This window comes from uncultured Allobaculum sp., from assembly GCF_948576815.1.
Lineage (GTDB): Bacteria > Bacillota_I > Bacilli_A > Erysipelotrichales > Erysipelotrichaceae > Allobaculum > Allobaculum fili.
In genome coordinates this window covers 1-13,001 of record NZ_CAPAEZ010000027.1, presented here as the reverse complement: position 1 = coordinate 13,001, position 13,001 = coordinate 1, and the positions used below count along the sequence as shown (strand labels likewise).

The following is a 13,001-nucleotide window of genomic DNA, read 5'->3' as shown; positions in this document are numbered from 1 at the left end:
AGAAAGGATCAGGGTTCAGCTTCTGTGCGCAGATGTTTCGCCGGTTCTGGAAAAATTGTATTTCAATACAATAATTCCGTGGAAAAATTGTACCAGAATACAATTTTTCCAGAATCATGCATTTTTTTGCACAACAGGGTTCGAAATGGGGAATCTGCTATTCGAAAACAGAGAAAAAGCGGCAGAACACAGAGTGCTCTGCCGCAGGAATAACGATGGAAAGGAATGACCCGAAAGCTTCGGGACTGTCCATTTGGCGAAAACGCGATTAAGCGCTGCGCTCTTCGATTACGATGCCGGTATCCGGGTCAACTTCAACCAGGATATTGCGTCCAGTGTCCTTGTCGAAGAGGTGGATCCGGTCGGTGTTTACAGCGAGTTCAACGACATCGCCGGCTTTGGTCTTGGAAGAAGGATCCACTGCCGCGATGATCTGGGTTCCGTTGCAGTCTACGTAGAGGTTGCTGGCAGCGCCGAGCATTTCATAGACTTCCACTTTGCCTTTCACTTTGGCTTCTGGATGGTTTGCCACTTCTTCCGGATCATCGGAAAGATCTTCCGGACGGATACCGAGGGTAACGGTGTCGCCGTCCTTGTAGCCTTTTTCGCGAATGCGGGTCGCAAATTTTTCTGGAATCAGGATATTGTCGTCGCCGACTGTGAGGTACGTCTTGCCGTCTTTTTCATTGATGACAACGTCCATGAAGTTCATCTGCGGAGAACCGATGAAGCCGGCAACGAACTTGTTGATCGGATAGTCGTACAGGTGGGCCGGGGTATCGATCTGCTGCACTTCACCGTCGCTCATGACAACGATACGATCGCCCAGGGTCATGGCTTCGGTCTGGTCGTGGGTTACATAAATAATGGTAGCGCCCAGTTTTTCATGCAGTTTGGAAATTTCTACACGCATCTGGCCGCGCAGCTTGGCATCCAGGTTGGACAGCGGTTCATCCATCAGCAGAACCTTTGGATGACGGACAATGGCACGTCCCATGGCAACACGCTGTCTCTGACCGCCGGAAAGCGCTTTTGGCTTACGGTCGAGCAGGCTGTCCAGACCGAGCGTACGGCTGGTCTGTGCGACACGCTTGTCGATTTCTTCTTTTGGCAGTTTGGCAATCTTCAGCGGGAATTCCATGTTTTCGCGAACCGTTAAGAACGGATACAGGGCGTAGGACTGGAAAACCATCGCGATCTTGCGGTCTTTTGGATCGAGATCGTTTACGCGGTTGCCGTCGATGATCAGATCGCCGCCGGAAATTTCTTCCAGACCGGCAATCATGCGCAGCGTGGTGGATTTTCCGCAGCCCGAAGGACCTACGAAAATAACAAACTCGCCGTCTTTAACATCCAGGTTGAAGTCCTTAACGGCTTCAAAACCGTTTGGATACACTTTCTTAATATGTTTGAGATTGAGCTCTGACATAGCTTCTCCTTTATATACGGCTGGGAAAGTATCGCCGGCCTCACGCCCGCAAAATGCTTTCTAAGAAATCTCAAAATATAAATGGGGATCTCATCTGGGTCAAGGCAGATACCCATCCAGCTCTGACATTTTCAGAATAGGGGCTCAAAAGACGATGAACAAATCAGATGACTTGAAACGTTTCATTCCCTTCACGGCCAAGTTCAGCCGGAAAGGTCTTGAAAGTTCAGCTGGAGAAGATAGAAAATATATTTGTAAACTTTGCAAATCATATTGCAATTGCAACAGGATTTAGTAAATTATGATTAAGTTTAGTAAAACTTTACTGGCCATCCAAGAGGCCATAGAAAGAGGAAAAAATGGCTGATCAATCCATTCTGAAGCTCGTGGAATACGGCGTTCAGACCGGCCTGCTCCCGGAAAGCGAGCGGACGTATGCTGCCAACCTGCTTCTCGACCTGATGCACCAGGATGCATTGGATCAAACGGCTTACACCCCCGACGGATCCGAAATTTCTCTGCCGGAAGTCCTGAATAATCTACTGGACACTGCTGCAGAGCGTTCCATCATCGAAGACTCGATTACTTATCGGGATCTGTTCGATGCCAAACTGATGAACGCTCTTCTGCCGCGCCCTGCCCAGATTCAGGAAACGTTCGAAAAACTGTATGAAGAAAGCCCGAAAGCTGCAACGGACTACTTCTACAAACTTTCTCAGGATTCCAACTATATTCGCCGCGATCGTATTGCCCGCGACGAGCGCTGGAGTGCCGATTCGCCGTATGGAGAAATCGAACTTTCGATCAACCTCTCCAAACCGGAAAAAGATCCGAAAGCGATCGCTGCTGCTAAATCCGCTCCGCAGTCGGCGTATCCAAAATGCCAGCTGTGCATGGAAAACGAAGGCTACGCCGGTCGTGTCAATCATCCAGGCCGTACAAACCACCGCATCATTCCTATCACCGTCAACAATTCCCGCTGGGGCTTCCAGTACTCCCCTTACGTGTACTACAACGAACACTGCATCGTCTTTAACGGCGAACATACGCCAATGGCGATCAACCACGACACGTTCGTAAAACTGTTCGACTTCATCGATTTGTTCCCCCATTACTTCCTGGGCAGCAACGCCGACCTGCCGATCGTAGGCGGAAGCATCCTGTCCCACGACCACTTCCAGGGCGGAAACCACGAATTCCCAATGGCAAAAGCCGAAATCGAAGAAGAAGTGACGATTCCTGGATTTGAAGACCTCAAAGCCGGCATCGTGAAATGGCCAATGGCGGTTATCCGTCTGCGCGGAACTGACCGCACGCGCGTTATCACCGCAGCCGATCACATTCTCGATACCTGGAGAGGCTACTCCGATGAATCTGCCGGAATCCTGGCGAACGCCAACGGCGAACCGCACAACACCATTACGCCAATTGCCCGCAAACGTGACGGCGAATACGAACTCGACCTCGTCCTGCGCTGCAACATCACCAGCGAAGAACATCCGATGGGTGTCTTCCATCCGCATGCGCAGTGGCATCACATTAAAAAGGAAAACATCGGTCTGATCGAAGTTATGGGTCTGGCTGTCCTGCCGGCTCGTCTGAAAAAGGAAATGTCCGATCTGAAGAAAGCCATGCTCAACGGCGAAGATCTGCGTGCCAATCCGGAACTCGAAAAGCACGCCGACTGGGCCGAAGAAATCATGAAGAAATACGATACGATCAATGCAGAAAATATCGATCAGATCATTCATGACGAAATCGGCATCGTCTTCACGCACGTTCTTGAAGACGCCGGCGTCTACAAAACCGATGCCGAAGGCCGCAAGGCGTTCCGCCGCTTCATCGACGCGCTTTAATACAAAATCATTCTCAATTCTTCCCGGTTTGCAGGCGCATTATTCTGGAAAGAAAAGACAGAATCATCTGAAATAAAAGCGGCTTAAATCTCTAGCACTCAAAGACGTTTTCCCGCCGGCATCCGCCGGTGCGGATAAACCGCAATAGATGTCCTGCTTTATATACAGCGGGATCCCAGTGAGGATCAGAAAGAAGGTAATCTGAAATGAAAATCTTAGTAACGGGCGGTGCCGGCTACATTGGAAGCCACACCTGCGTAGAACTGCTCAACAACGGCTACGATGTTGTCGTTCTTGACAACCTGTACAACTCCAGCGAAAAAGCGCTCGACCGCGTAGAAGAAATCACCGGCAAAAAAGTGAAATTCTACAAAGGCGACGTTCTGAACATGGACGATCTGAACCGCGTATTCGACAACGAACAGATCGATGCCGTCATCCACTTCGCCGGTCTGAAAGCCGTAGGCGAAAGTGTTCGCAAGCCAATCGAGTACTACAACAACAACATCGCCGGAACCATCAACCTGCTGGAAGCCATGAGAAACCACAATGTGAAAAACATCATCTTCTCCTCTTCCGCTACCGTTTACGGCGACCCGGCTGAAATGCCAATTACCGAAAAATGCCCGAAAGGCACCTGCACCAACCCGTACGGCTGGTCCAAATGGATGCTCGAGCAGATTCTGATGGACGTTCATACCGCAGATCCGGAATGGAACGTTATGCTTCTGCGTTACTTCAACCCGATCGGCGCGCATGAATCCGGCCGCATTGGCGAAGACCCGAAGGGCATCCCAAACAACCTGCTGCCATATGTAGCACAGGTTGCCGTTGGTAAACTCAAGGAAGTCGGCGTATTCGGCAATGACTATCCAACACCAGACGGAACCGGCGTTCGCGACTACATCCACGTCGTTGACCTGGCCAAAGGCCACGTTGCGGCACTCGATCAGATCAAGCATGGCGCCGGCCTGAAAATCTACAACCTCGGAACCGGACATGGAAGCTCCGTACTTGACGTTATCCACGCCTTCGAAAAAGCCTGTGGTCATGAAATTCCATATTCCATCAAACCGCGTCGTGAAGGCGACATCGCTGCATGCTACGCAAAATGCGATCTGGCCAAAGAAGAACTCGGCTGGACAGCGCAGTACGACCTCGATGACATGTGCGAAAGCTCCTGGAAATGGCAGTCCAACAACCCGGACGGCTACAACACACCAGAAAAGTAAGCCGATAATCCCCGCGTTCTAAATGAAAAATCGCCCATAAGGCTACGCGAAGAAAAATCCAGAACGGCTGGATCGTCAGCCAGTACTCAATAAAATTAAAGCAGCAGGCAAATTTCCTGTAAGACCCGGTCTGAACAGACCGGTCAGACGAAGGAGAAGAAGCCTGCTGCTTTTTTGATGTCAGGATAAGGCAAGAAGCAAAATCGAACGCTGGATCCGGACAGGCGTAATCGGTTCAAACCGGAAGGCATTGGCTGCCATCGTCGGCGGTTTAACGAGCCATAAATTTCGAAAAAGGCGCCCGTTTCCGCTCTTGTTGAAAAACGTGAAAATACAGCCTGAAAAATCTTCAGAAATGTGAGAATACGAGGGGTGGAAACCGCAAAAATGTGAAAAACAGATTGTGTACAGAAATCTGAACAAATCGGATGGAAATTGTGAACCCATCCGAGAAGACCAAAAAGACTCCGCTTCAATTTTTGAAAAAGCGAAGTCTTTTTTGCGTGCAGGAAAGCTGAGAAACACACCAAAACATGTAAAACACGGCAGTGAAAGAGGAGGGCCGAGGTTTTAAATCGGTTCAGGAGAAAGCGAACCGTCACAAAAGAGCGGATCAAAAGCGGAGCAACATTTTAAAAGGAAAAATAAACCGTGGGGTTTATTGACAACGATTACAACAAATCAAGACAATGGAAAGTGAACAGATAAGAGACCAGGAACATTGCTGCAGATTCGATCTCTTATTCTGCATTCCGAAACTGGAAGACTGGCCCATCCGGGCCTTCTCCTCGAAAGCGGGGAAGGGCCGGGAATGGGTGTAAGCGAAAATCGAACAGTATCGGGGTAAGAAAGGAAGGAAAGAAAATGATGGAGAGAAAGGCACTGGACAGTCTGATTGAAATCATTGAACAGGCGCAGGAAGACGCGCAATGGCTGGGCGAACGTACTGCGCGTCTCGACACCCTTTTGAAGGCGCAGGATTTGTCGCCATTTGATTTTCAAAGCTATCGAGAACGACTAGATACATACAGCCGGCGCGTAGAGCACATTCAAAAAACGGTATCGGAAGCAGGGGCAGACACCCCTTCTACGCTGACCAAAGCGAAAGAGACCGCGGCTCGGCTGATTCAGGATCAGGAAAATGAAAAATACCTGGACGCCATTCTTATGGCGCAGGCATTCATTCCGGGAACGGAGGAAGCATTCGAACAAATTCAGAAGGAAGTTCGTGCATTTAAGGAAAAGAAGAATAGAACCGACGAAAAGAAAATTTCTGTTTATCGAACAATTGGCGAGATTCTTCTGCTGGAAGAGGACAGCATGCTCGTGCAGAAACTTCTGTCCATAAACACAGAAATCCCTTCTTCGCTTGCAATCGGACTGGCAGCCAGATCCTATCGGTTACCGCAGACCCGGCCAATGAAGGAAGAGGCTGAGTCCGCAGCGTCAGACTCTGAAATGAACAACGAGACAGAAAAAGAACGAGTTGCGGCGAGCGCAGGCGAATCCCCAGCGGAAGAAGGGGATAAAGAAACCGGCGAGCCTTCTCTTTCCGGTGAGAAACCGCAGCCAGGTTCGCCGGCTTCGATTCTGGTCGACGAGAACATTGGCTATGCAAAGACGAAACCTGCAGAACCTGCGCAGAAGGAAGAAATAACGGACGAAGCGGAAGCGTCCTCTGCATCTCCATCTGGCGATATGGATTTGAGACGGCTTCTTGAGACGATTCTCGATGCGGAAGGAGACACAAAGGCCCTCGAAAAGAATTTTGATGAGAAGATTGGCTATCCTGTCTTTACAAACCTGCATGAAAAGAATGATGGAATTACGGTTCTGGAAGAAAGTTCCAAACAGGCCGCAAAACCAGTGAAGGTGAAAGAGTTTATTACACTGCTGAAAAATTCGCGGTCGAGGGGGATGGTTTGCCGAACCATCGCTACGATGGATCTGCTCTATAACGATTTGGGTTTCATCTGGGAGGAGGATCCAGAAAGGAAGGATGGAATCCCGAAAGATATTCCGGCAGCGTTAGCTCGCCTGTATAACAAAGGGTATATTCGAAAAATCTGGATGCCTGGCTATGAAGCCTCTCCTGCCGCCATTCTGACCGGTCGGGGAGCAAAACTGCTGGAGTCTGGCAACCTGAAGCAGACGATGAAAACCATCCTTAAGGACTACAATGTTCCCTTCAGCGCAAAGCGGGATGCGGACATTAACAGTATGTTCAAAGGCCCCAGAGCAGCTGCCCGATCAGCCGAGAATCCAGTGGAGCGGGGTGACTATCTCGTTCATCTGGTTCGAAGCCGCATCCTGTATCAGCCAGCACTGCGGCCGATCTTTGAGAAAGAAGATTATAAAGAGAGTTTTGTTCATAATATCCATTCGATCCGCATGGATCGAGAAGATGGTCAGGCAGGGATTCTTTTCATCGGCCTTTTCACTGGGAATGCAAAAGACATCCGTAAGTTTTTCATCAAGTCCAAACTGCCCGAAGGCATAGATGAAAAGACGCAGATCCTTGTTTTTGGAACCACAGAACAAGAAGCAGAAAGTGCGGTTCGACTGCTTCAGGTTTATTTTGGCGCCGACCTGGGCCGATGGTACATGGTCGATCCAGATCTTTCCAAAGCTGTTCCGTATGGCACAGATCAATCGCTTGGCATTGAAGACTTGGATCTTGTACAAACCTTTGAAAGTCACCGGAAAGAGGCAGAAGAAGCAAGCCTGAGCGAAGAAGAACGGGAAGAAAAAACGGAAGAAGCGAAAAGCAGCGAAAAGGAGAAGCATCCCGATTCGGATGATTGTTCCGGCCGGAAAGAAGAGGCGGTTCCTGCCGAGGCAGACTTTTTAGCCAAAGCCGGTTCCAGCGGCACATCTCTGGCCAATGACGATAGCCAGACGGAACCGGAGGGGCTGAACGAGCAGTCGGAACGGACAGAGAAGGAAACATCGCCGCAGGTAGAAACGCCGGAAGCGGCTTCAGAATCAGAAGGCAAAATGTCACCTGACGACCAGACAGAAATACCAGAACATCCTGTCTCAGACGATGACGTCACTGTATCGGACAATTCAGATTCTCAGACGGCACAGAATGAAGCAAAAAAACGGGCTGAAGAGGAAGTCCAGGCAGCATCGGATAAAAAAGCAGAAGATGATGAGGAAGAGGATGAACTGAACAATTCGTTCCATTCTGTCTCTGAATCGGTTGAGCTGGAAGGCCAGGAAAACCGCGTAAAACACACTTTGGAAGAGCCTGCTGAAGTCAGTAACGGCGTGAATTCGGAAGGTGTTTCTGCTGACGGTGAGAAAACGGCAGACTTGGAACGCGCTTCTAGGCCGGAAGAAGAAATCCTCATCGATCAACCAGAGTTCAAAGATGAAGTCAAAGCGCAAGAGCAGCACCCGAATGAAGGCGGAACTTCAATCGGCAAGGAAGAACGTACCGAAACTCGAATCAATCTGGCACGGGCAGAAGAGCTGTATGAAAAAGCCTTCGAGATGCTTACACAGGAGCGATACCACGAGGCCTCCGCCATGTTCTACGCTCTGGCTCAGGAAAGAACCGAAGAAAAGTTTGAGAGAACGGCTTTCCAGGCGGGGTATGCGCTGGATGATCCGCTTCGCGAAATCGAGTATGACGAGAATTATATGCTCGAGCTGTTTTCCAGGGAACAGGATCCGGGTTCTGAATGGTTTTTAGCGTCGGCTGTTCTGCGCATGTATTTTTATGACAATCAGAAACGTCATTTCAGCCTCAGCCCTCTTTATGCTCTGTATGCCGAAACATCGCTGAACGAGCGCTTCCCGGCGCTGCGAAGCCTGATGTATGAACTGGCGAACTTCAAAGAGAGCAATGATCGTTACGGCCTGGATCGATTTGCCAGCTATCACCATATGGAAATCAATATGTCGGAAGCACAGCTTACCAGTCTGAGAAAGCAGGCGTCCTACTGCTACAGGCACTATGTCGAAGAACATAACTTCTCAGAACTGGGTACTTCCGAAGGCGTTCTGGCGTACTATGCCTATATTTTTGCCATGGATATGGATATTCCGTGTTTCCTTAGGGCGGTCCGCGATAATGACACCAAAGATCTAGAGACGATCAGCGCAATCGTTGCGGATTTATGGATTGAAAACAAAGCGGAAATTCGGTCGGATCACGTGGATCAGAAAAAGATTTCCCGGTACATCGACAGCGGCTGGGATACTATGCGCGTAAGAAGAGAGAACAGAAAACGTCGTATCGGTGTATCTCTGGTCAATCCGGTACGCAAAACCGTAGTAAAGACCCTTACTCAGATTGCTTCTTTGACCGCAGACTGGATTTACTTTTCCAATAAAGGCAAAGCCAAAAAAGAAAGCAGAGACTATGCCGTCTATACAGCCGAATGCGCAAAAATACAGCGGATGAGTGCGGAGGCTCTGGCAGAGCTGGCTCCGCATAACCAGATCGTTGACGCGGGCGGCTGTCAGGTTCTGCGCAGCACTCTTTCGGAAATTGTCCGGAAGCTGGAAGGAACCTGCCTTGAAGATGAGAAAAAGTTTTACTATTTCCCCTTCGTACGACAGGACTGGGTTCTTTTGAATGAGGATTTTGTTCCCTATCTTAAAGAGCCCTACTATCTGCCGGATTTGCTGGTATCCGAACGCATCCTGAAAAACTATGAGAACCGCGGCGTTGAAAATACAGCGTGGGCCGATCGAGTTCAGGAGCTGTTTCTTCCGTCAAGCAGCTGCTTTGGAACGGTTGACCGAATTGAAGAATACTATCAGCTTCACCTCGAAAAATTTGCGGATGAAGATATGACCCTTCTTCAGTACAAGGCAGATAATGTGTCGAAAGCCAGTTACGAGCTGGAACGAAACTGGGAAGACTTTGTGTCGGAACTGGAACTGTCCAGAGCGTATGGAAAACTGGACCAGACGATTGTCGATCAGAAAGAACTGTTTACAACGGAAGGCGAACGATGGAAGCAGTTTGCTAAAGAGACCAGCAACTATGGCTTTTTTGAGAAAATCGCTGAAGGATTTAAAAAGCAGATCCAGCATTTCTCCAGAAAACGTGCAGAAGAACTGAAACACAATCTGACTGAGTACCTGCAGGAACAGACGCCGGAGCAGGCAGAGGAAGAGAAGGCCGCCGTGGAAATGATTCGCAGCCGCCTGGATGATCCTGCCTGCAACTACACCGCCGTAGAAGACATGCTCAATCGACTTCAGTCGCACCACACGGCTTCCTTTTTCGCAGAGAAAGAAAATACGCTGGAAAAATTTCTAAATGATTATTCCTATCTTTATCAGTTGATCCATAGTGCGACTCCTAGACGACCGTTTACGAATGTCCTTCCTTCTGGCCTGTATAACAAGGAACTTCGAGCGGGAATGCGGCTTCTGAGTCTCTGGCCGAGGTCGGGCAGTTCGGGTAATCTTCGAACAGAAGATCTGCAGGAATTGTTGAGTGTTCTTGGCTTTGAAAGCCCAAAAATTCAAGCGTATCCAGAAGAGAAGAACATGTTCAAAGTCCTGCTGGAAAACGATCGAAATGGTACGGATACGTACCAGACGCCTATTTCGGTTTTTCAGTCCAAGGCCAGAACCAAAGGCTTCGATCTGATTGTCCTGTTTGGCCGCTGTGAAGTGGATAATCTCATGATGCTGAGCCGACAGCTCCGGAACCCGTCCATCATTATTCTCGACTACAGGCTGAAGCTTTCAGAAAGACGTACTCTGGCGAGAAAGTCGAAAGAAGACTACGCGGGAAAAACGTTCATCGTGATCGACCAGGTTGTTGCCGCGTTCCTGGCCCGGAACTATGACCTGTTCCAGGTGAATCGGGCCCTGATGGAAATTACCTTGCCGTTCGCTTTTTATCAGCCTTATGTCCAGAAGGCGACGGAACCGACTCCGCCGGAAATGTTTATCGGACGCGAGGAAGAACTGGCTTCGGTTATCGATCCAGGCGGCGCCAACATTATTTATGGCGGCCGGCAGCTTGGAAAATCCGCGCTGCTCATGATGGCACGCAATAAGATGCATCATCCGGAAAAAGGGGAATATGCCGTTCTTGTCGTCATTAAGAGCCTGCAAACCTCGGAAGCTTGCGTGCGCATTGCCAGAGAAATTTCTCTTCAGACCGGACTGATCGGTGAAGAGGAAATCCATCAGATTGACGGTGACTGGGATACGCTGAACTATGTGCTGAAGAAAAAACTGAATGATTCGGATATTCAAAACTTTCTTCTCCTCATTGACGAAGCCGACAAGCTCCTTGAATCGTCTGCGGACAATAAGTATGCCCCAATCAGCGCGCTTAAAGAACTCGAAACGTCCAGTATGGGCCGCTTTAAATTCGTTATTGCCGGTCTGCGAAACGTGGTGCGGTTCTCCCGGGAAAACAGTTTGAGCGGCAACAGCCCGCTGCCTCATCTCAGTTCCATTACGATTACGCCCTTTGGATACGATGACGGGAAAAAGCTCCTGACGCAGCCGCTGAGTACACTCGGATTCCGCTTCCGGGACGATGAAGAGACGGAAATGCTGATCGCAACCATTCTGGCGGAAACAAACTACTTCCCGGGAATGATTCAGCTCTATGGGTACAAGTTTGTAGAATCGATGAAAAGAGGCTATGCCGGATTCAGTGAAGGCGTAACGCCGCCTTATCTCGTCTCGGAAAAACAGCTCAGAGAAGTACTGAAGGACGATACGCTGACGGAGAAGATTCGGGAGATGTTCACCATTACGCTCTCGGATGATACGGACAATTATTACCTGATTCTCGCCAATCTGATCGCGTCCCTGTATCACGATACCGAATCGCCGGAAGGCAGCTCTCCCGCGGAAATCGCGGAACTGGCAGAACTCCTTGAAATTCCAAAAATCGCTTCTCTGTCTCTTCCACAGCTGGATGCATTGCTTCAGGAAATGTGCGAACTGAATATTCTGAAGCAGACGGCCAGCGGACTGTATCGATTCAGCCGTAACAACTTCCTGCAGATGATGGGAACAAAGTACGATATCGACAGCACGCTGGAGAGAATGATGGAGGATTGAGATGGAAGACTGGATTATGGATGAGGCTGAAACCTGCGCAGAACGTATGTGGTGGGAAGATGCGGTTACTCCGCGTAAGTTCAAAGAGGCGATTATTGACGGCCTGAATAATAATGAAAATCTTTTTGTCACCATTCCGCAAAATCTTCCCTGGCGTGAAGAACTGTTCAGTGAGATTGAAGAAGCCCAGACAGGAGATTTAGTCCGGCTGCAGGCGTGTAACGATCCGGAACAGGAGCTTCTCGAAGAATTTGTATCTTTTGAGATGCGAATGCGCTATCGGCGACCGGCAAAACTAGGGACGTTCCTTGCAGGGTTGACCGAAAAAACGGTGTTTCATCGACGCCGGATTCTGATCGATCTTGAAAACCCGGAACGAATTCAGGTGTGGTGGCCTGTGGTGCTGGATTATCTCAAAGCCAGACAAAATGAACAGCTGCAAGCTCGATTCCTCATTTTTTCTTCGGAAAGTCCCGACTCAGAAATCAGCAAATTGCTGACCTGTCTGAACTATGAAGACTATGTGCGGGAATACGATATTGAGGCGTTTGGTTCCGCTCTTGCAGCGCCGATGGACATTGAAGAAGAATACATGCCGTATCTGGCCAGACTCTGTTATGGACTATCCGAAAGTCAGCCGGAAATCATGGATCTCTTCTGCCGGCAGGCAAATCGATTCATGCAGTTTCCTGAAGCTGCAGCAAAGGAACTGAACGCCCTGCACCACTTTGGATCTGAAAAATATGAAGCTTTTCTGGATCGAAAAATCTGGAAAGCACAGATTCAGATCCTGTTTCCAGCCCTGGAAGAAATCCGGCTTCATATCATTGATAAATACAATTCGGATATCTCCTGGTCACTGACGTATTACCCGATAACGGATACGAAGACCGGAAAAGAGGTGGGAAGTCCATACGATCTGGAAGCCGGGGAACTGATCTGGTACGCCTATAACTCCGGTGATCTGCACTTTTCTTCTGAGGACTGGTCCGTTCTCCTGCGGATCCGGGATATCCGAAACAATCTGGCGCACGTTCATCCCGTCCCCTGGGTGGATGCTTCCTATGTTCTGGAAAAACGAAGCGTTCTGGTACAGAAAAGCAATTAGATCGTTTTCACAGCGGACTCTTCCGTTAAAGGACGATTTCTTACGCCTTTTCTGTATTTGAAACCCAGACATCAGGCACATTCAGGCAAGCAACTTCCGGATTGAAAAAAAATGGGTTGTTTGCATCCGCTCATCGAGCAGCTAAACAAAAGCGATCCTCCGTCTTGCTGTAATGGTAAAGATGGAGGATCGCTTTTGTCATTAAACGGCGTTGAATCAGGTGGCCTAGTTTTCAAATCCGATTTTCGCTTTTTTGGACCAGTTTTAAACCAATGCTGTTCACTTAAGCTTCACAAGCTCACTTACAAATCAGGTTAGTT

5 protein-coding genes are annotated in these 13,001 nt (G+C 49.1%); 4 read left to right on the top strand and 1 reads right to left on the bottom strand.

The genetic code is table 11. The annotated features are described in order from the left end of the window. Nucleotides 1-268 precede the first annotated feature (268 nt). Complete coding sequence (locus Q2J39_RS05345) at nt 269-1,429, bottom strand: ABC transporter ATP-binding protein (RefSeq protein ID WP_288339275.1); 1,161 nt, start codon at nt 1,427-1,429, stop codon at nt 269-271. 359 nt (nt 1,430-1,788) lie between these two features. Here Q2J39_RS05345 and galT point away from each other — a divergent pair, with 359 nt between their 5' ends. The 4 genes from galT to Q2J39_RS05325 all read left to right on the top strand — a co-directional run bounded on the left by galT (nt 1,789) and on the right by Q2J39_RS05325 (nt 12,681). Continuing rightward, the gene (gene galT, locus Q2J39_RS05340; protein WP_288339274.1) at nt 1,789-3,285 is read left to right on the top strand and encodes a UDP-glucose--hexose-1-phosphate uridylyltransferase; all 1,497 of its coding nucleotides are present in this window, start codon (nt 1,789-1,791) and stop codon (nt 3,283-3,285) included. A gap of 206 nt (nt 3,286-3,491) precedes the next feature. Next, a complete protein-coding gene (gene galE / locus Q2J39_RS05335) occupies nt 3,492-4,517 on the top strand; it encodes a UDP-glucose 4-epimerase GalE (protein WP_288339273.1) in 1,026 nt (341 codons plus the stop codon). A gap of 864 nt (nt 4,518-5,381) precedes the next feature. After that, entirely contained in the window at nt 5,382-11,573 is a 6,192-nt protein-coding gene (locus Q2J39_RS05330) for a hypothetical protein (RefSeq protein WP_288339272.1), read from the top strand. 1 nt (nt 11,574) lies between these two features. After that, nucleotides 11,575-12,681, top strand: a complete 1,107-nt coding sequence (locus tag Q2J39_RS05325) for a hypothetical protein (protein WP_288339271.1) — start codon at nt 11,575-11,577, stop codon at nt 12,679-12,681. The last annotated feature ends 320 nt before the right edge of the window (nt 12,682-13,001 follow it).